At 72.2% G+C, this 19,325-nt stretch carries 14 protein-coding genes and 1 pseudogene; 11 read left to right on the top strand and 4 right to left on the bottom strand.

The features are described from left to right. The first annotated feature begins 25 nt into the window (after positions 1-25). From KBY19_RS04750 to KBY19_RS04740, 3 genes and pseudogenes are all read left to right on the top strand, one after another. Entirely contained in the window at positions 26-1,642 is a 1,617-nt protein-coding gene (locus KBY19_RS04750) for an amino acid permease (protein ID WP_185016965.1), read from the top strand. Beyond that, the gene (locus KBY19_RS04745; RefSeq protein ID WP_210957512.1) at positions 1,639-2,508 is read left to right on the top strand and encodes a M55 family metallopeptidase; all 870 of its coding nucleotides are present in this window, start codon (positions 1,639-1,641) and stop codon (positions 2,506-2,508) included. Before KBY19_RS04750 ends, KBY19_RS04745 begins: the two co-directional genes overlap by 4 nt. A 217-nt stretch (positions 2,509-2,725) precedes the next feature. Continuing rightward, positions 2,726-3,107, top strand: a pseudogene (locus KBY19_RS04740) (transposase); the annotation flags it as partial. Between the two features lie 10 nt (positions 3,108-3,117). Here the strand turns inward: KBY19_RS04740 and KBY19_RS04735 are convergent. Next, positions 3,118-3,489 (bottom strand): cupin domain-containing protein, encoded by a 372-nt coding sequence (locus KBY19_RS04735; protein ID WP_099881370.1) that lies wholly within the window; start codon positions 3,487-3,489, stop codon positions 3,118-3,120. A gap of 105 nt (positions 3,490-3,594) precedes the next feature. On the opposite strand from KBY19_RS04735, the gene KBY19_RS04730 reads away from it, so the two are divergent. Further along, positions 3,595-4,425, top strand: coding sequence for an AraC family transcriptional regulator (locus KBY19_RS04730; RefSeq protein ID WP_099881368.1), 831 nt, complete (start codon positions 3,595-3,597; stop codon positions 4,423-4,425). A 157-nt stretch (positions 4,426-4,582) separates the two neighbouring features. Here the strand turns inward: KBY19_RS04730 and KBY19_RS04725 are convergent, their stop codons facing one another. The 3 genes from KBY19_RS04725 to KBY19_RS04715 all read right to left on the bottom strand — a co-directional run bounded on the left by KBY19_RS04725 (position 4,583) and on the right by KBY19_RS04715 (position 8,079). After that, entirely contained in the window at positions 4,583-5,866 is a 1,284-nt protein-coding gene (locus tag KBY19_RS04725) for a DUF1266 domain-containing protein (RefSeq protein WP_210957510.1), read from the bottom strand. A gap of 582 nt (positions 5,867-6,448) precedes the next feature. Further along, positions 6,449-7,378, bottom strand: a complete 930-nt coding sequence (locus KBY19_RS04720; RefSeq protein ID WP_210965215.1) for a GlxA family transcriptional regulator — start codon at positions 7,376-7,378, stop codon at positions 6,449-6,451. Between the two features lie 116 nt (positions 7,379-7,494). After that, positions 7,495-8,079, bottom strand: a complete 585-nt coding sequence (locus KBY19_RS04715; RefSeq protein WP_099881360.1) for a cysteine hydrolase family protein — start codon at positions 8,077-8,079, stop codon at positions 7,495-7,497. Between the two features lie 342 nt (positions 8,080-8,421). Between KBY19_RS04715 and KBY19_RS04710 the strand changes: the two genes are divergently transcribed. The 7 genes from KBY19_RS04710 to KBY19_RS04680 all read left to right on the top strand — a co-directional run bounded on the left by KBY19_RS04710 (position 8,422) and on the right by KBY19_RS04680 (position 19,300). After that, positions 8,422-9,678 carry an extracellular solute-binding protein gene (locus KBY19_RS04710; RefSeq protein WP_247690607.1) on the top strand — a complete coding sequence of 419 codons (1,257 nt, stop codon included), beginning with the start codon at positions 8,422-8,424 and terminating at the stop codon, positions 9,676-9,678. Further along, positions 9,675-10,592 carry a carbohydrate ABC transporter permease gene (locus KBY19_RS04705; RefSeq protein ID WP_185016962.1) on the top strand — a complete coding sequence of 306 codons (918 nt, stop codon included), beginning with the start codon at positions 9,675-9,677 and terminating at the stop codon, positions 10,590-10,592. The genes KBY19_RS04710 and KBY19_RS04705 overlap by 4 nt, the downstream gene beginning before the upstream one ends. Then, on the top strand, positions 10,589-11,476 hold the full coding sequence (locus KBY19_RS04700; protein WP_247690601.1) for a carbohydrate ABC transporter permease: 888 nt from the start codon (positions 10,589-10,591) through the stop codon (positions 11,474-11,476). Before KBY19_RS04705 ends, KBY19_RS04700 begins: the two co-directional genes overlap by 4 nt. A 44-nt stretch (positions 11,477-11,520) precedes the next feature. Then, positions 11,521-13,176 (top strand): beta-N-acetylhexosaminidase, encoded by a 1,656-nt coding sequence (locus tag KBY19_RS04695; RefSeq protein ID WP_210965214.1) that lies wholly within the window; start codon positions 11,521-11,523, stop codon positions 13,174-13,176. Between the two features lie 225 nt (positions 13,177-13,401). After that, the gene (locus KBY19_RS04690) at positions 13,402-14,274 is read left to right on the top strand and encodes a xanthine dehydrogenase family protein subunit M (protein WP_210965213.1); all 873 of its coding nucleotides are present in this window, start codon (positions 13,402-13,404) and stop codon (positions 14,272-14,274) included. After that, a complete protein-coding gene (locus tag KBY19_RS36210; RefSeq protein WP_282106884.1) occupies positions 14,271-16,877 on the top strand; it encodes a (2Fe-2S)-binding protein in 2,607 nt (868 codons plus the stop codon). The genes KBY19_RS04690 and KBY19_RS36210 overlap by 4 nt, the downstream gene beginning before the upstream one ends. A gap of 155 nt (positions 16,878-17,032) precedes the next feature. After that, the gene (locus KBY19_RS04680; protein WP_210965212.1) at positions 17,033-19,300 is read left to right on the top strand and encodes a xanthine dehydrogenase family protein molybdopterin-binding subunit; all 2,268 of its coding nucleotides are present in this window, start codon (positions 17,033-17,035) and stop codon (positions 19,298-19,300) included. Positions 19,301-19,325: the final 25 nt, after the last annotated feature.

Below are 19,325 nucleotides of genomic sequence, written 5' to 3'. Positions count from 1 at the left end.
CCGACGCAGCGACAAGGAGCCCGACATGCCGCCGGAACACAGCGGAGCGCCGCCCACGGCCCAGCCCGCCTCCGAACCCACCTCCCCGCCGGGACCGGAGACGGGCTCCGCACCGGCCCCCGGCTCGACCTCCGGCCGGGCCCCGGCCCCGGCCGCCGACCAAGCTTGGGCGCAGGGCCCAGCACCCGGGCGCAGAAGCAGACTGCTGCGCCGCAAGCCCGTCGAGCGGCTGATCGCCGAGGGCGGGCAGGGGGAGGGCGGCGCGCTCCGCCGCTCCCTGTCGATGTGGCAGCTGACGACCATCAGCATCGGTGCCACGCTCGGCACCGGGATCTTCGTCGTACTCGGCGAAGCCACTCCGCTCGCCGGGCCCGCCGTCGCGATCTCCTTCGTCCTCGCGGGACTGACGGCCCTGTTCTCCGCGCTCTCCTACGCGGAACTGGCCGGCTCCATCCCGGTCTCCGGCTCCTCCTACTCGTACGCCTACGCCACCATGGGCGAACTCGTCGCCTGGATCTGCGGCTGGTGCCTGGTGCTGGAGTACGGCATCTCGGTGGCGGCCGTCGCCGTCGGCTGGGGGCAGTACCTCGACGAACTCCTGGCCGGCACCATCGGGGTGACGATCCCCGCCGCGGTCTCCGCACCGCTCGGCGAGGGCGGCTTCGTCAATCTGCCCGCGCTCGCGGTCATCCTGCTCGCCATGGTCTTCCTGATGGGCGGCGCTAAGGAGAGCGCCCGCATCAACACCACCATGGTCGTCATCAAGATCGTGACGCTGCTGCTCTTCTGCGGCATCGGCTTCTTCGGTATCCAGGCGGGCAACTACGCGCCGCTCGCCCCGCTCGGCGCGACCGGCGTCAGCGCCGCCGCCGCGACCCTCTTCTTCTCCTACATCGGCTTCGACGCCGCCTCCACCGCGGGCGAGGAGGCGAAGAACCCCAAGCGGGACCTGCCCCGGGCCATCATGCTGTCCCTGCTGATCGTCACCGTCCTGTACTGCCTCGTCGCGCTGGTCGCCGTCGGCGCCATGCCCTGGCAGGACTTCGAGGGCACAGACGCCGCTCTCGCGCAGATCATGAAGGACGTCACCGGCATCGGGCTGTGGAGCGTGGTGCTCGCCGCGGGCGCCGTCGTCGCCATCGCCAGCGTCGTCTTCGCCGTCCTCTACGGCCAGACCCGCATCCTGTTCGCCATGTCCCGGGACGGTCTCGTACCGCAGGTGTTCGCCAAGGTGAACCAGCGGACGGGCACACCACGTGCCAACACCCTGCTCGTCTCCGCCTTCTGCGGCACCCTGGCCGCCACCGTCCCGCTGGGCGAACTCGCCAACGCAACCAGCATCGGCACCCTGTTCGCCTTCGCCCTGGTCAACGTCGCCGTCATCGTCCTGCGCCGCACCCGCCCCACCATGAACCGCACCTTCCGGGTGGCGCTCTTCCCCCTCACCCCGCTGCTCGGCTTCGGCTTCTGCGCCTGGATGATGGTCAGCCTGCCCGCCGTCACCTGGGCCGTCTTCGGCGCCTGGATGGCCGTGGGCCTCGCCTGCTACTTCCTCTACGGCATCCGCCACTCCCGCCTCACTGCGAGACTTGGCGCGGACGAGGCAGTCGCGGAACGGGCGAACGGAGACCGCAGCGGATGAAGGTGTACATCAGCGCCGACATGGAGGGCGTGACCGGGCTGGTCGGGGCCGACGACGTACAGATGGGCGGCCGGGACTACGAGCGCGGGCGCCGGATGATGACCGAGGACGTCAACGCGGCGGTGCGCGGGGCACTGGCGGCCGGAGCCCGTGAGGTCGTCGTCAACGACACGCACAGCACGATGCGGAATCTGCTGGTCGAAGACCTGCACCCGGCGGCGTCCCTGGTGCGCGGCAAGCCCAAGCCGATGGGCATGCTCCAGGACCTCGACGCCTCCTTCGACGCCGCCGTGTTCGTCGGCTACCACGCACGCGCCGGTGCCCTCGGCGTACTCAGCCACAGCTTCATGGGCCACGAGATCGAGGACATGTGGCTGGACGACGACCGTGCCATGGGCGAGATCGGTTTCGCGTACGCGACGGCCACGGCGCTCGGCGTGCCCGTCGTCGCACTCTCGGGCTGCGACGTGGCCTGTGCGGAGGTCGCCGAATGGGACGCGAACGTGCGTACGGCGCCCGTCAAATACGCCAGGGACCGCTTCGCCGCCCGGCTCCGCCCCGCCGACGAGGCGCGCGGCGCGATCGAGGAGGCCGTACGCGAGGGGGTGCGCCAGGCCCCGTCCCGTACCCGCCCGGCACCCGACACCGGCGCCCACACCCTCACCGTACGCTGGCAGTCGGCCTCCGTCGCCCAGCAGTTGGAGGGCATCCCCGGCGTCACCCGTCCGGGTAAGCACCCGGCCGACGACCGCTCGGCCCACGACCGCTCGGTACGGGTCAGCGGCGATCTGCCGGCCCTCTTCCGCCTCTTCGGCGTCTTCATGGGCGTCGCCTACGCGCTGACGGGCCAGGCACCGTACTGCTAGTGCTGAGACCGCACAGGTTCGGCGGGTTGGTGGTCGTGGCGGTTGGATGTGGGGTGACGTCCGATTCGACCGTGGGAGGCGCGGTGGCCGAACCTGTCCGTGTAGGCAGACTGACCGACCAGGAGGGGCAGAAGCTGCAGCGGATCGTGCGCCGTGGCAGCACCAACTCGGTGCGCTACCGGCGCGCGCGAGGATGCTGCTGGCCTCGGCCGCCCCGTCCCTGGCCGCGCTGAAAGCGATCCGCGCGGCCCGGCCGGACGGCGGTCCACGTGATCCTGGACAACCTGTCCGCCCACAAGGGCAGCAAGATCCGCCAGTGGGCCCGGAAGAACAAGGTCGAGCTGTGCTTCACGCCCACAATCGCCTCCTGGGCGAACCCGATCGAGGCGCACTTCGAGCCGCTGCGGCAGTTCACTCTGGCCAACTCCCGCCACCCCAACCACACCGTTCAGACACGGGAGTTGCAGCGATACCTGCGCCGGCGCAACATCAACGCCCGCCACCCCGATGTACTCGCCGCCCAGCGCAAGGAACGCGTTCGCATCCGAAGCGAGAAGGGCATCCGCTGGGGTGGGCGCCCCCTCAAAACCGCGGCCTGACGCCACACCCTCAGCTGAGGATCTCGGCCGCCTTGGTCATCGCCCCTCCCGCGTCACCGGTGTTCATTGTTCCCGCCGGTTCGAACAACAGGATCGCGGTCTCCTCGTCTGCCACGGGGCAGTGTTCGACCCCGCGGGGAACTACGAACAGCTCGCCGGGTTCCAAGACCACATTGCCATCCCTGAGCTGGATGGTGAGCCGCCCACTGATGACTAGAAACAATTCATCGGTGTCGTCATGGGTGTGCCAGACGAACTCCCCCTTCAGTTTGGCGAGCTTGACCTCGTAGTCGTTGAGCACCGCCACCTTCTTCTGCGACCACAGCTCGCTGAACTGCGCGAACTTGTCGGCGAGGTTCACAGGAACAGCTGACTTGGACATACGGCATCCTTCCTCAGGGCCGGGCGCCGGGATCGACCGCAGGCGCTCCTGCCGGCATCACGAGCCTGCCGCGCCCCGGCTCCGCTGGTCTTGTACGTTCCTGGCATGGCCTCTGACCGCCCCCACACGTCCATCAGCGCCTGGAGGCCGCCGGTCCCTGGGATCGCCGAGGTCTTCCACGCGCACTTCACCGACCACGCGTACCCGGCCCACACCCACGACACGTGGGACCTGATGATCCTCGACGACGGCTCTGTGGACTTCGCGCTCGACCGTCGCCGCCACGGGGCGACCGGCAGCGCCAGCGTCCTCCTACTGCCTCCCGGCGTCCCTCATGACGGTCGGACGGTCACCGAGTCCGGGTTCCGCAAGCGCAACCTCTACCTCGACGACTCCGTACTCCCGCAGCGTCTGGCCGGCCGCGCAGTGGACACCCCGGTCGTCAGCGACGGGCTGTTGCGCTGCCGGATCGACCAGCTGCACGCAGCTCTCGTCCATGCCGGTGACAGGTTCGAAGCTGAGTCCCGCCTCTCGTTCATCCGAGAACGGCTCCACTTCCACCTCGCGGCGCTCCAGCCCCGCGCACCAGGGCGTGAGGCAAACCGGCTCGCCGCTGAACTGCGGGAACTGCTGGACTCACGAACTCGCGCCGGCCTTCCCCTGCACGAGGCCGCAGCCACCCTGCATGCCCACCCCACCCACCTGATCCGCTGCTTCAAGCAGACATACGGCCTTCCGCCACACGCCTACCTCACCGGCAAGCGCATCGAACACGCACGTCGCCTTCTCCTCGACGGCCACCGACCCGCCGAGGTCGCCACAGCCGTTGGACTGCACGACCAAGCCCATCTGAACCGGCACTTCACACGCCACGTTGGCACCACACCCGCGCGTTACCAGCGCACTCGCGCCGGTTTTGACGCAGCTGCCTCCTGAGCCTCACATCGGATACTCACGTCCAAACGCCCCAGTAGCCCCACCTCGAACATCAACCCGGCGAACCTATGCGGTCACAGCACTAGCCGCTCCTGGGCCTGGGCCTGGGCCTGGGCCACAGGATCGGAGAAGCCCCTGGCCGGTCACCGGTGACCGGTCACCCGGCGCGGAAGGGGAGCGTGAGCCAGGGACTCTCCGGATCGGTCGTCAGCACCCGATGGGCGTCCAGCATCTCCTCGTACCACGGCCCGAACTCCTCCTCGTCGAAGTGGAGGCAGCGGCCGAGGATGTACGCGGCGGAGAAGTCCTCCCACGAGCGGTAGGTGACGGTGCTGACCCGACCGGCACGGAGGACGGCCGCCTCCGCCTCCTCCACCGTGCAGAAGCGGGCCGCCAGTCCGAAGCGGGCCATGTTGGAGCCACGGCCGTAGTCCCAGGCGGCGACCGAGCGGACGAACCGGCCCTCGGGCAGCAGCCCGTCGGCGCGGAACCTCGCCTCGTACCGGGTGATCCGGCCGATCAGCCGCTTCACACCGTCGATCTGCCACTCCACCTCCTCCTCGGTGGGGCCCTCCGTGCGCGTCACCCCGTCCGGCGTCAGCTCGATCGTGGCCGTCGCGACCCGCTTGCGCAGCACCCGCTCCGCCGCCTGCCGCCAGTGCGCCGGCTCCACCTGCCCGCCGAAGTCCTGGGCCAGACTGTGCCGCAGCCCCAGGGTGAACTCCCACACCGGGCTGCTCATCTCGTTGGTCAGCAGCTCCTCCTGATACTGCTGCCACTTCTCCCGCGTGGTCACCCCCCACCAGCGTTCGAGCGCCCGCCGCTCGTCGTCGTAGCCGATTCCGTGGGAGAGGGAGTTCCAGTAGCGGCTGTTGTACACGGACAGCAGCGCCCCGCACGCCAGCCCCCGCGCCACGGGGCCGGTACGCGGGCCGCCCACCCACAGCGTGCGGAGCCTGCCCTGCTTGGCCAGATCCTCGGCGCGGTCGGCGTGCTGCTGCCACAGCGCGCACAGGGACCGGCTGGCCGGGAAGTACGCCTCACAGGGCGACCCCGGATTCACCGCCAACCACGGCGGATCCTGCGGCGACCACCTGCGGGCGTACTCACCCAGGCTCTCCGAGATGAAGACCGGATCCTCGACCGGCGCCGGCAACATGGCCTCCGTGTACACGGCCGCACACCAGCCCTGCACCTCGGGACGCCAGACCGGGTGCATCCGGGCCGGTACCCGGCCCGGATTGGCGTCCAGCCAGGGCCGGGAGGCCAGCCGGTAGAGATACTGGTTGGCCAGTACGTCCAGGTATGCGGCCCAGTCATGACGGCACTTGGCCTCGTACAGCCGCTGCTCCACCTCACTGGGCACCTCCGCCCAGACCGGCGCCGCCGCCCCTGTCCCTGCCGCCCCCGCGACCTCTTCGGCCGCCCCCCGCTTCCACATCCGATGCCCTCGCACTAGCCGTCGCCCTGTTCGCCGCCCCACCCTGCCCGCCGGGTCAACGGAGCAACTGCACGACTGGTATCACCACATAGACGAACACCAACAGCCCCGCCACACAGGTCCCGATCACCCGCCCCGTGGTGACCCCCTTCTTCCGCGCCCCCGAAACCGGCGGCGCCCAACCCGCCCCCGGATGCGCTCCATACGGATTGGGCGGCGGCGTAGGCAGTCGCGGGGGCCGCTGGGCCATGGATCGGTGACCTCCGAAGGCTCGCTCGGTGAGAGGGAGACTGCTGCACTGCGCTGACTGACCGAGGGTGACCTTCGGGTCAACGCATGGTCAGGGCAGCCAGGATAGCGCCCGGCTGCTCCCCGCCGGGCGCCGGTCACCCCTCGTCGACCACGGCGATCAATGGACCGGGCGGCGGCCCATGCTCAGCACATCCTCTATCGGCATTCCATTGAGATGTGTGCAAACCCGCTCTTCTGTCCACCGGACGCTTACGGCGGCTCATGCGAGGTGAGCCACCCGTACGGGATACGGATATCCACGCTGCCCACCCTGCCGCATTCGCACCGTGATCAGTAGCGGGGTTTGGAGAGGGCGCGGGAGCGGAGGCGGCGGAGCATGCGGGGGTCGGTGAAGCCGACCTCGTGGGCGGCGGTCTCGGTGGTGGCGCCGTGGGCGATGAGGTGCTCGGCGCGCTCCAGGCGGAGGGTCTGCTGGTAGCGGAGGGGGGTCAGACCGCCGGTGGCGCGGGTGAACAGGCGGGTCAGGGTGCGCGGGCTGACGTCGGCGGTGGCGGCCAGCTGGTCCAGGGTGAGGGGCTCGGCGAAGCGGGTGTCGATGAGGTCCTGGATCCGGTGGACGGTGTCGTTGAGGTGTGAGCGGTACCGCAGTACGGCGCTGGCCTGCGGCTCGTCCCCGTTGCGGCGGGCGTAGACGACCATGCTGCGGGCCACTTGTGCGGCGGGCGCCGGGCCGTGGCGTGCGGCCAGCAGGTGCAGCGACAGGTCGATGCCGCTGGCGATGCCGGCGGAGGTGACGACCCGGTCGTCGGTGGTGAACAGGACGTCGCGGACGACCTTCGCCCGGGGGAAGCGGCGGGCGAGTGAATCCTGGAGCTCGTGGTGCGTGGTGCAGCGGCGACCGTCCAGCAGTCCCGCCTCACCGAGGGCCTGCGCCCCGGAGCAGACGCTGGCGACCGTGCCGCCGGCGGCGTGGTGCGCGGCGATCCGGGCGAGGGTCCGGTCGGTGAAGGGCGGGCCCGGGGTGCGGCGCGGGCAGCGCCAGCCCGGTACGACGAGCAGGTCGTCCGGGCCCAGGTCGGGTGGCCACTCGGTCCGGGCGCTCAACGCCAGCCCCTGGGCGCTGTCGACGCGTTCCTGGTCGCCGACGTAGCTGAGCCGGTAGGGCCGGCCGAGATCCGCCGCGGTGCTGAACACCTGGGCGGGGCCCGCGAGGTCGAGGAGGTGGACGCCCGGGGTGAGGACGAGGACGACGTGGGTCACGCCCGGGATGGTGTCAGCCGCCCCGGCTGCGGTTCCACCCATGACGGCCCCTCGGCACCGGTTCGGATTCCGGCGCCGGTTCGGGGTCCGGCGCCCGCTCGGGCTGCTCCGCCCGCTCAGGCCGTCGTCCGCTCCCCGCCGGGCTGCCGTGGCGCCGGCGGTGCCGACTCCGCCTCCAGTTCGGCCACCGTGGTGATCCGTGCGAACCGGTCGCGGAGCACCGCCACCGTGCGTTCGACGACGGCCTCGGCGCTCAGGCCGCCGACCGGGTTCGTCGTGGTGGCGTCGACGGGGAAGGAGACGCGGTAGCCCAGGTCGCTGCCGAGGCGGGCCGTGGTCTCGACGCACTGCTCGGTGCGGATACCGCTGACGACGAGTTCGGTGACGCCCGCGTTCGTCAGCAGTTGCTGGAGGTTGGTGGTGGTGAACGCGTTGTGGGAGGTCTTGTACAGGACGGGCTCGCCGGGGAGTGGCTGGTCGAGTTCGGCCAGCAGGCGTACCTGACCCTGCTCGGGGTCGAAGACGCCGCCCGAGCCGGGCTCGGTGTGCAGGACCCAGACGACGAGGTCTCCGGCGGTGCGGGCGAGCCGCACCAGTCTGGTGACCGGTCCGGCGATGTGCGGGTCGGCGAGGGTGGCCCAGGAGTCGGGGCGGGCGCGGAAGGATTCCTGGACATCGATGACAAGCAGCGCTCTGTGCATGTGCGCCAGTCTGGCCAGCGGCGGGGGCTGCCGACAGACACGATCGGGGCGGGTGGCGGAACGATCTGGTCACTCGGCCGGGGAGTCGACGCCTCCCGTCGCTGCCCCTTGGCTGGTACAGACCTATTGCCCTCGTGTGTGGCTGCCTCGTAGCCTCCCGTGCAGGTTGTGCTCTGCGAAACGTCAGTTGCATATGTTGCAACGCCGTTGCAGCATCGCGTGCTTGGGGGTCTCGTCGTGAAGGTCGTCAAGGGCAGACAGCGCGTCAAGGGCAGACAGCCCGGCGAGGGCAGACAGTCCGGGCGCGGGCGGCGTCTCGTGGCCCCTCTCATGGCGCTGGGAATGGTGGCGGCCGCGGTGGCCGGGTGCGCTCCCAGTACCTCCGGCGACGAGGGCGGCGCGGACGAGAAGAGCGGGACGGTACGTGTCTGGCTCTTCCGGGAGGTCGGCAACAAGCCCAAGGAAAAGGTCGTCCAAGGGGTGGTCGACCGGTTCGAGAAGCAGCACAACGGTGTGCGCGTCTCCGTGCAGTACATCCCCGTCGACAGCCGGGCCGAGAAGATCAAGGGCGCGTTCAACGACCCCGACTCGGCCCCGGACGTCATCGAGTACGGCAACACCGACACCGCCGGATACGTCGCCGACGGCGGACTGGCCGACGTCAGCGCCGAGTTCGCCGAGTGGGACGCGGCCGACGACCTCGACCCGACCGCCGAGAAGTCCGTCACCGTCCAGGGCAAGCAGTACGGCGCTCCCCTCTTCGTCGGCGTCCGCGCCCTCTACTACCGCACCGATGTCTTCAAGGACCTCGGCCTGGAGCCGCCCCGGACCCTGAGCGAACTGGCCGCGACGGCGAAGAAGATCCGCGCCGAGCGCCAGGACATGTACGGCATCGCGGTCGGCGGCGCCTACACCTACGGGGCCATGCCCTTCCTGTGGGCACACGGCGGGGAGTTGGCCGAGGAGAGCGGCGACGGGAAGTTCCGGGCCACCCTCGACAGCGCCGCCGCCAAGAAGGGCATCCAGGCCTACACCTCCCTGTTCGGGGACGACAACTGCCCCGCCACGACCTGTGCCGCCATGGGCGGCAACGACACGGTGGAGGCGTTCGCCGGCGGCAAGGCGGGCATGGCCATCGGCGGCGACTTCAACCGGCAGGCCATGGACGACGGCGCCGTCCGGGGCAAGTACGCCGTGGTTCCGCTGCCCGGCGCCCGGAAGGGCAGCGTCGCGCCCGCCTTCGCGGGCGGCAACAACATCGGCGTCCTCAAGAGCAGCCGGCACCGCAGCCTGGCCGTCGCGCTGATGAAGGAGCTGGCGGGCAAGCGCACCCAGGAGCGGCTGTTCGACGCCATGGGCTTTCTGCCGACCTTCAGCGACACCAGGAAGAAGGTGGCCGCGCGGGAACCCTTCGTCGAGCCGTTCGTGGCGACACTCGACGCCGGGACGAAGTTCGTGCCCACCAGCCCGGCGTGGGGGCGGATCGACGCCGCGCAGATCCTGCCGGGCATGTTCCAGCGGATCGTCAGCGGCAAACAGGACGTGGACTCGGCCGCCGCCGACGCCGCGGGGAAGATGGACAAGGCGTTCGCCCGGTGAGGGGGCGGGACGGCGCGCGCACCCGCCGTCCTCCCGTCCGGCACGGCGGGTGGACGCCCTGGCTCTACCTCGCGCCCGCTCTGGTCGTCCTGGCCGGATTGCTCGTCTACCCCGTCTACCAGCTCGGGCTGATCTCCTTCCTGGAGTACACCCAGGCGCAGGTCAGCGGCGGAGAGCCGACCAGCTTCCAGGGCCTGGCGAACTACCGCGAACTGCTGGGCGACCCGCAGTTCTGGGATGTGCTGCTGGCGACGGTGGTGTTCGCCGCCGCCTGTGTGCTCGGCACGGTGACCGTGGGGTGCGCGCTGGCCGTGCTGCTCACCCGCGTCCGGGCGGTGCCCCGGCTGCTGCTGATGCTGGCGGCGCTCGGGGCCTGGGCGACGCCCGCGATCACCGGGTCCACCGTGTGGGTGTTCCTCTTCGACCCGGACTTCGGACCGGTCAACCGGGTGCTGGGGCTGGGCGACCACTCCTGGACGTACGGGCGCTACAGCGCGTTCACGCTCGTCTTCCTGGAAGTCGTGTGGTGCTCGTTCCCCCTGGTGATGGTGGTGACGTACGCGGGAATCCGCGCCGTGCCCGGCGAGGTGCTGGAGGCCGCCGCGCTGGACGGCGCCGGTGCCTGGCGTACCTGGCGCAGCGTCCTGGCACCGATGCTGCGCCCGGTGCTGATTGTGGTGACCATCCAGTCCGTCATCTGGGACTTCAAGGTCTTCACCCAGATCTATGTGATGACGGACGGCGGTGGCATAGCCGACCAGAATCTGGTGCTGAACGTCTACGCCTATCAAAAGGCGTTCGCCTCGTCCCAGTACAGCCTCGGTTCGGCAATCGGCGTCATCATGCTGCTGATTCTGCTGGCCGTCACGCTGGTCTATCTCAAGCTGCTCCGCAGAAATGGGGAAGAGATATGAGCGCGGACGTCGGTGCCGGATCGCCGGCACGCCCGGGGCCGGGCGGCGGAACGCGGCCGTGGATACGGAAACCGGGGCGGCTCGCAGCCGACGGCGCCGCCGTCCTCATCGCCGCCGCCGTCGCCTTCCCGCTGTACTGGATGGTGCTCTCGGCGTTCAAACCGGCCGGTGAGGTCCGCTCCGACCACCCCGTTCCCTGGACACTCTCGCCGTCCCTCGACGCGTTCCGGCGCGTCTTCGACCAGCAGGATTTCGGGCGGTACTTCCTCAACAGCCTGCTGGTCGCGGGCACCGTCGTGGTCGCCTCCGCGCTGCTGGCCTTCCTCGCGGCGACCGCCGTGGCCCGCTTCCGGTTCCGGCTGCGGACCACACTGCTCATCCTCTTCCTGGTCGCCCAGATGGTGCCCGTCGAGGCGTTGACCATTCCGCTGTTCTTCCTCATGCGGGACATCGGCGCACTCAACACCCTCTTCTCCCTCATCCTTCCGCATCTGGCGTTCTCACTGCCGTTCGCCATCTGGATGCTGCGCGGTTTCGTGAAGGCCGTCCCCGAGGCGCTGGAGGAACAGGCTTTCATCGACGGAGCGAGCCGGACGCGTTTTCTGTGGCAGATCCTCTTCCCGCTGGTCCTTCCCGGACTCGTCGCCACGAGCGTGTTCTCGGCCATCTCCACCTGGAACGACTTCCTGTTCGCCAAGTCGTTCATCATCAGCGCGACGGAGAACTCCACACTGCCGATGGCGCTGCTGGTCTTCTTCGACACCGAGACCCCCGACTGGGGCGGGGTGATGGCCGCCTCCACGGTGATGACCGTGCCCGTGCTCATCTTCTTCGTCTGCGTACACCGCCGCCTGGTCTCCGGACTGGGCGGCGCGGTCAAGTAAGCCCTCACACAGGTGAACAAGCCCTCACACAAGGAGGACCGGTCATGTCGGCCACCGGCTGGGCGGGGCTCGTGCCGCGCGCCCGTGATGTACGGGAGGGCGACGGACCGCCCTTCGTCTGGGGGAGCGGTACGGCCCTCGTCGTGGAGCCCGCACCCGGCCTGCGCGAGGTGGCCCGCTGGCTGCGCGGCCAGTCCGTGCTGCCCTTCCGGGAGGAGGGCGAGCGGGCTCCGGACGACGGAGGGGCGCCGGACGACGAGGGGGCGCCGGGCAACACCGTGGAGCTGAGGCTGGATGCCGGGCTCGGCCCCGAGGCCTACCGGCTGGAGGTCACGGCCGACCGCGCGCTGATCGAGGGCGGGGACGCCGCAGGGGTGTTCCGGGGCCTCCAGACGCTGCGCCAGGCGCTGCCGCCCGCGGCGTTCCGGCGGGCCGGCCCCCGGTGCGAGTGGCGGATCGCGCCGTGCCGCGTCCAGGACGCCCCGCGGTTCGCCTGGCGCGGCCTGATGCTCGACGTGGCCCGGCACTTCATGCCCAAGGACGGTGTGCTGCGCCTCCTCGACCTGCTCGCCGTGCACAAGCTGAACGTCTTCCACCTCCACCTGACCGACGACCAGGGGTGGCGGATGGAGATCCGCCGCTACCCACGGCTGACCGAGGTCGGCGGCTCCCGCTCCCGCACCCGGGTGGGGCACCGTGCCTCCCCGCTGTGGGACGAGCGCCGGCACGGCGGCCACTACACCCAGGACGATCTGCGCGAGATCGTGGCGTACGCCGCCGAACGGCACATCACCGTCGTACCCGAGATCGAGCTCCCCGGGCACTCGCAGGCCGCGATCGCCGCATATCCGCAGTTGGGCAACACGGACGTCGTCGACACCTCCGCACTCGGGGTGTGGACCGACTGGGGGGTCAGCCCGCATCTGCTGGCCCCCACGGACGAGGTCCTGCGCTTCTACGAGCACGTGCTGGAGGAGGTGCTCGACGTCTTCCCGTCCCCCTTCATCCACATCGGCGGCGACGAGACCCCCAAGGAGCAGTGGCGGGCTTCGGCTGTCGCCCAGGAGCGCATCGCCCGCGAGGGGCTGCGCGACGAGGACGCCCTGCAGGCGTGGATGGTGCGGCACTTCGACCGCTGGCTCGCCGAGCGGGGGCGGCGGATGGTCGGCTGGGACGAGATCCTGGAGGGAGGCACCCTCGCGGGCGACGGCCTCACTCCGGGCGCCGTCGTCTCCTCCTGGCGGGGGTACGAGGGGGGTATCGCCGCCGCCGAGGCGGGCCACGATGTGGTGATGTGTCCCGAGCACGAGGTGTACCTCGACCGGCGGCAGGCGCCGGGGGAGGAGGAGCCGGTGCCGCTGGGCCGGGTGGCGTCGCTGCAAGACGTGTACGAGGTGCGGCCGGTGCCCGCACGGCTCGCGGAGAGCGGACACGCGGGGCGGGTGCTGGGGCTGCAGGCCAACATGTGGACCGAGTGCGCGGAGAGTTCGCAGCGCGTCGACTACCAGGTGTTTCCGCGGCTCGCCGCCGTCGCGGAGGTGGCCTGGGCCGGGCCGGGGCACCCCTACGACGAGTTCGCCGAGCGCCTGGCGGCGGCGCACCTTCCCCGCCTCGACGCCTGCGGGGTGGAGTACCGCCCCCTTGCCGGGCCTCGTCCCTGGCAGCGGCGGCCGGGAATCGCGGGGCGGCCGCTGGAGTGAGGGAGGCCGGCTCCTCGGCAAAAGGTGCGAAAGCAGCCATCCCTGGCCCTCGTGTCGGGCGGGGGCCGAGATATGCCAGAGTTGCCTCGTCCGGGCTGTGAGCACGTACCGTACGGCAGTGCAGCCGGGAGCCCGGTATGTCGGGGAAGGGGCAGCAGGTTGAGCACGCACGTACGGCATGCACCAGACGGCGAACGAGCCGCGCAGGCTGTGCCCCCTGCTGTCATGCTGCCGACCACCCTGGACGAGGCCGTCTCCGCGCTCCTGGCCCAACCCGCCGCCGTGCCGGTCGCCGGGGGCACCGATCTGATGGCCGACGTCAACTCCGGCCAGCTGCGCCCCGCCGCGCTGGTCGGCCTCGGCCGGATCAGCGAGATCCGCGGCTGGTCGTACCAGGACGGGCACGCCGTGCTCGGCGCCGGGCTCACCCACGCGCGCATGGGCCGCCCCGACTTCGCCGCGCTCATCCCCGCGCTCGCCGCCGCCGCGCGCGCCGCGGGGCCCCCGCAGATCCGCAACGCGGGCACGCTCGGCGGCAACATCGTCAGTGCGTCGCCCACCGGGGACGCACTCCCCGTGCTGGCCGCGCTGGAGGCCACGCTCTCCATCGCGGGCCCGGAAGAGTCGCGCCGCGAACTGCCGGTCAGCCATCTGCTCGCGGGGATGGACATGCTCCGGCCCAGCGAGGTCGTGGGCTATGTGAAGGTGCCGCTGCTGCACGCGCCGCAGACGTTCCTCAAGGCCACCAGCCGCACCGGGCCCAGCCGTGCGCTGGCCTCCGTCGCCGTCGTGCTCGACCCGATGCGGCGCGGGGTGCGCTGCGCGGTGGGCGCCGTCGCGCCGATGCCGCTGCGCCCGCTGGAGGCCGAGCAGTGGATCGCCTCGCTCATCGACTGGGACGGCGAGCGGTCGCTGGCCCCCGAGGCGCTGTCCGCTTTCGGGGAGTACGTCGCGATGGCGTGCATCCCCGACCCGACGCCGGAGGAGGGCGCCGACGGCACTCCCGGCGCGGTACCCCAGCTTCCGCCCGCGGCGCTGCACTTGCGGCGTACGGTGGCGACACTGGCCCGCCGAGGACTCGGGAGGGCTCTCGCATGAGCGGCACACCACAGGCACCACACGGCAACGGGAACGGAAACCGGAACGGGGGCGCGGGGCCGCACGCGGGTGCGGATCCGCACGGACACGTGAACGCGCACACGGACACAGACGAGTACGGCAACCCGACAGGCGGCGCCGAACAGTACGGCGAGCCCTACGCCGTCCCGCACGGCGCCGAGTCCGCGCACGGCGCCGGCGCCGAGGCCGGATACGCCCCGTACACCCAGGAGGCCGCGTACGGGCAGCATGTGCCCAGGAGTTGGGGCGGCGGCGAGTACGACGCCGACGCCACCGCCTTCGTGCAGCTGCCCAGCGGGGGCTTCGGGGAGTTCGCCGAGGACGTGCCGCTGGCCGCCCCCGGCACCGGGCAGGGCGGCTACACCCCGCCGCCCATCGACCCGTCCTCCCACACCGCCGCGGAGACCGGCAGCGGCTCCGGAGCGCTGCCCCCCGCCGCGGGCACCGATCCGGCTGCCGGGGGCCACTGGGTGCTGCCGTTCGCACCGGAGAACGGCGAGCAGGGCAGCGGCGGGCCCGGACAGCCGGGGCAGTACGGACAGTCGGGGCCCTACGGCCGGGCCGGTCAGTACGGAGCCGGTCCCGAATCCGGTCCCGGCGGCGGCTCACCGGAGCACGGCCCGGCCGGTGCGCCGAATCCGCACGACACGCTCGGCGGGCAGAGCGGCCACGACGCTCCCGGCGCCGCCACGGGCCCGGCCGGCTCCGCGCCGCCCGCCGGGCTCGGCCAGGGTGCTGCCGCCGCGCTCGCGGGCTCCCACGAGGCCCGCACGGGACGCCGCCCCCTCGGTACCGGTGTGGCCCGCGCGGCGACCGGGGACGAGGAGCAGGCGCAGTCCGCGCCGGGTTCCCCCGCAACCGGTACGCCCGCAACCGGTACACCCGTGCCCGGCACGCCCGCCTCGGGCACGCCCGTTCCTGGGTCCTCCCAGCCCGGTCCCGGCGCCCCCGGGACGGGGACCGCACACGCCTGGGCGCCCTCCGCGCCCTCCTCACCGACCTCGGCGCCGAGCTGGGACAGCACGGCGCCCGCACCCGGGAGCGCACCCGACGCGGTCGGCCCCGGGCCGCTGCCCCCGCAGGAGCCGGGCACGGACGCCTGGCCGACCGAGGAGGCACCGGGCAGCGCCCCGGCGGCTGCCTACAGCTTCCCCGACGCGCCCACCACCGAGCCGGCCGGCGCCGCACCCGCCGAGCAGCAGCCCCTGCCCGCCGAGCCGCAGCCCGCCGCCGGTGCCGGGATCGTCGCCAGCGAGCCGCCCGCCCCGCCCGCCGGGCCGGAGAGCAACGCGGACTCCGAGGTGACCTCCCTGGCCGAGGCCGCCCCGGTACCGCAGCAGGTCGCACCGCAGCAGCCGGAGCCCGAACCCACCCCCGCCACCCAGCCGGACGCCGCACCGCGGACCGGGGAGGCCGGTGGCGCCGACGCCCCGGCCCCGGCCGGTGCCGGGGAAGCGGACGCGGCCGCCGGAGCCGAAGGGACCGACGCGGGCGCCGGGCCGGGCACCGACGGCGGTGCGGACCCCGAGCCCGAGGGGAGCTCCGAGGAGCCGTCCGCCGAGCCGTCCCGGCACAGCGGCACCGGCCCGGCGGAGGACGGCGACGGCGACACCGCGCCGCTCCCCGAAGCCGTCGACACGGAGGACGAGCACCCGCACGTCTCGTACGTCCTGCGGGTCAACGGCGTCGACCGGCCCGTCGCCAGCGCGTGGATCGGCGAGTCGCTGCTGTACGTGCTGCGGGAGCGGTTGGGGCTCGCCGGGGCCAAGGACGGCTGCTCCCAGGGCGAGTGCGGCGCCTGCTCGGTGCAGGTGGACGGCCGGCTGGTGGCCGCCTGCCTGGTGCCCGCCGCCACCGCGGCGGGCAGCGAAGTACGCACGGTGGAGGGGCTGTCGGCCGACGGCATCCCCTCCGATGTGCAGTGCGCGCTCGCCGAGAGCGGGTCGGTGCAGTGCGGGTTCTGCGTGCCGGGACTCGCGATGACCGTGCACGACCTGCTGGAGGGCAACCACGCGCCCACCGAGTTGGAGACCCGCAAGGCGATCAGCGGCAATCTGTGCCGGTGCTCGGGCTACCGCGGGGTGCTGGACGCGGTCCGTACGGTCGTCGAGCAGCGCGCCGCCCAGGCCGAGCGCGAGGCGGCCGAGGCGGAGGCGCAGGCGGCCACCGGCCGGCAGCCGGACGGCCCCGGCGGGCCGGGAACCGGACAGCAGCCCGGCCCGGCCGGCCACGGCCAGGGCGGCTACGACCCGCAGGGCGGCTACGGCCACGGCGTCCCCGAGCAGCAGCAGCCGGGCGGCTACCAACAGCCCGCCCCCTACGAGCAGTACGGCCAGGGCGGCTACGACCAAGGTGGCTACGACCAGGGCGGCTACGGTCAGGGCGGCTACCCGACCGGCGGCTACGGCGCCCCGCAGGGCGGCGGCTACGACTACGACCCGGCGGCGCACGGCCACCACGGGACGTACGACGGCGGAGCGTACGACAACGGGGCCCACGACGGTGGTACGTACGACGACGGCACCTACGGCGCGCACATCCCGCACCAGACCCGGCACCCCGACAACGGCGGCGAGTCCTGATGCGCGCGGCCCTCGCAGCAACGCGTCCCCTGGCAGCGGGTCCCCTGGCGGCAGCGCACCCCGCACCGGCGCGCCCCGCGCACGCAAGCACAGAAAGGCGGCGGCATGACGGAAACGGCTGACGGTCACACCGGCGCCGGCCCCGGACCCGGTGCGTGCGGCTCGGGCTCGCTGCGGGCGCCTCCGTCCTGCCCACCGACTCCTACGCCAAGGCGCAGGGCACCTTCCCGTACGCCGCGGACCTGTGGGCCGAAGGACTGCTGTGGGCGGCCGTGCACCGGTCGCCGCACCCGCACGCGCGGATCCTCGCGATCGACACCGAGGAGGCCGCGAAGATGCCCGGCGTCCGGGCGGTCATCACCCACGAGGACATCCCCGGCGACTCGGCCCACGGACGGAAGATCGCCGACCAGCCGGCGTTCGCACGGGACATGGTGCGCTACTACGGCGAGCCGATCGCCGCCGTCGCCGCCGACCACCCCGACACGGCACGACTGGCCGCCGCGGCCATCGCCGTCGAGTACGAGGTGCTGGAGCCGGTCACCGACCCGGAGAAGTCGTTCGAGGCCGAACCGCTGCACCCGGACGGCAACCTGCTGCGCCACATCCCGCTGCGCTACGGCGACCCGGAGGCCACCGGCGACGTCGTCGTGGAGGGGCTCTACCGGATCGGCCGGCAGGACCCGGCACCCATCGGCGCCGAAGCGGCACTGGCCGTGCCGCGCCCGGACGGCGGCGTGGAGATCTACACCGCCTCCACCGACCCGCACACCGACCGCGACCTGGCCGCCGCCTGCTTCGGACTGCCCGCCGAACAGGTCAAGATCGTCGTCACCGGGGTGCCCGGCGCCATGGGCGACCGCGAGGACGCGGCACTCCAGGTCCCGTTGGGCCTGCTGGCCATGCGCACCGGCTGCCCGGTGAAGATCGCCCTCAACCGCGAGGAGTCCTTCCTCGGCCACGCACACCGCCACCCCACCCTGCTGCGCTACCGCCACCACGCCGACAGCGAGGGCAAGCTCGTCAAGGTGGAGGCCCAGATCCTGCTGGACGGCGGCGCCTACGCCGACACCTCCTCGGACGCCCTGGCCGCCGCCGTCTCGTTCGCCTGCGGGCCGTACGTGGTGCCGCACGCGGTGATCGACGGCTGGGTCGTACGCACCAACAACCCGCCCTCCGGACATGTACGCGGCGAGGGCGCCATGCAGGTGTGCGCCGCCTACGAGGGCCAGCTGGACAAGCTGGCCGAACGGCTGGGACTCGACCCGGTCGAGGTGCGGATGCGCAACGTCATGGCCACCGGAGACCTGCTGCCCACCGGCCAGACCGTGACCTGCCCGGCGCCGGTGGCCGAACTGCTGGAAGCCGTCCACGAGGCGCCGCTGCCGCCCCTGCCCAAGGACGCGCCCGAGGAGGACTGGCTGCTGCCCGGCGGACCCGAGGGCGCCGGCGACCCCGCGGCCGTACGCCGGGGCGTCGGCTACGCACTCGGCATGGTGCACATGCTGGGTGCCGAGGGCACCGACGAGGTCTCCACCGCGACGGTGAAGGTCAACGGACCGGTGGCCACGGTGATGTGCGCGGCCGTCGAGTCCGGGCAGGGCTTCGACACACTGGCCCGGCAGATCGTGCAGGACGTGCTGGGCGTCGACGAAGTACATGTGGCATCCGTCGACACGGACCAGCCCCCGTCCGGGGCCGGCGGCCGCGGACGGCACACCTGGGTCTCGGGCGGCGCGGTGGAGCGCGCCGCGAAAATGGTGCGCACCCAACTGCTCCAGCCGCTCGCGGCCAAATTCGGCATGTCCACCGAACTGCTGACCATCGCCGACGGCAAGATCACCTCCTACGACGGGGTGCTCTCGACGACGGTGGCCGAGGCATTGGAGGGCAAAGAACTGTGGGCGACCGCGCAGTGCCGCCCCCACCCCACGGAGCCACTCGACGAGTGGGGACAGGGCGACGCCTTCGTCGGCCTCGCCTTCGCCGCCGTGCGCGCCGTGGTGGACGTCGACATCGAGTTGGGCTCGGTGCGGGTGGTCGAGGTCGCACTCGCGCAGGACGTCGGCGCCGTCCTCAACCCCCGCCAACTGCGGGCCCGCCTGGAGGCCGGCGTCACCCAGGGCATCGGCACCGCACTGACCGAACATTTGCGAGTGGCCAAAGGCGTCGTGCGGCACGCCGACTTCACGGCTTACGCCCTGCCGACCGCGCTGGACACGCCGGACATTCGCGTGGTGAAGCTGGTGGAGGAACGGGACGTGGTGGCCCCCTTCGGGGCGAAGGCCGCCTCCTCGGCGCCGGTCGTCGTGACGCCGGCGGCTGTGGCGGGGGCGGTGCGGGCGGCGACGGGGCGGCCTGTCAATCGCATGCCGATTCGTCCCCAGGCCGCCTGCTCCACTGGTGCCTCCGCCAATGGCTGAGGGGGCCCGCCTGGGCCCCCTCCCC

The sequence above is a fragment of the Streptomyces sp. B15 genome, assembly GCF_018070605.1.
GTDB classification, from domain to species: domain Bacteria; phylum Actinomycetota; class Actinomycetes; order Streptomycetales; family Streptomycetaceae; genus Streptomyces; species Streptomyces smyrnaeus.
Note: the sequence above shows the minus strand (reverse complement) of the source record. Positions and strands in the feature narration are given on the sequence as shown.

Coding starts and splice junctions, on each gene's coding strand:
- KBY19_RS04750 (WP_185016965.1), top strand. CDS start 26: ATGCCGCCGGAACACAGCGGAGCGCCGCCCACGGCCCAGCCCGCCTCC.
- KBY19_RS04745 (WP_210957512.1), top strand. CDS start 1,639: ATGAAGGTGTACATCAGCGCCGACATGGAGGGCGTGACCGGGCTGGTC.
- KBY19_RS04735 (WP_099881370.1), bottom strand. CDS start 3,489: ATGTCCAAGTCAGCTGTTCCTGTGAACCTCGCCGACAAGTTCGCGCAG.
- KBY19_RS04730 (WP_099881368.1), top strand. CDS start 3,595: ATGGCCTCTGACCGCCCCCACACGTCCATCAGCGCCTGGAGGCCGCCG.
- KBY19_RS04725 (WP_210957510.1), bottom strand. CDS start 5,866: ATGTGGAAGCGGGGGGCGGCCGAAGAGGTCGCGGGGGCGGCAGGGACA.
- KBY19_RS04715 (WP_099881360.1), bottom strand. CDS start 8,079: ATGCACAGAGCGCTGCTTGTCATCGATGTCCAGGAATCCTTCCGCGCC.
- KBY19_RS04710 (WP_247690607.1), top strand. CDS start 8,422: ATGGTGGCGGCCGCGGTGGCCGGGTGCGCTCCCAGTACCTCCGGCGAC.
- KBY19_RS04700 (WP_247690601.1), top strand. CDS start 10,589: ATGAGCGCGGACGTCGGTGCCGGATCGCCGGCACGCCCGGGGCCGGGC.
- KBY19_RS04695 (WP_210965214.1), top strand. CDS start 11,521: ATGTCGGCCACCGGCTGGGCGGGGCTCGTGCCGCGCGCCCGTGATGTA.
- KBY19_RS04690 (WP_210965213.1), top strand. CDS start 13,402: ATGCTGCCGACCACCCTGGACGAGGCCGTCTCCGCGCTCCTGGCCCAA.
- KBY19_RS36210 (WP_282106884.1), top strand. CDS start 14,271: ATGAGCGGCACACCACAGGCACCACACGGCAACGGGAACGGAAACCGG.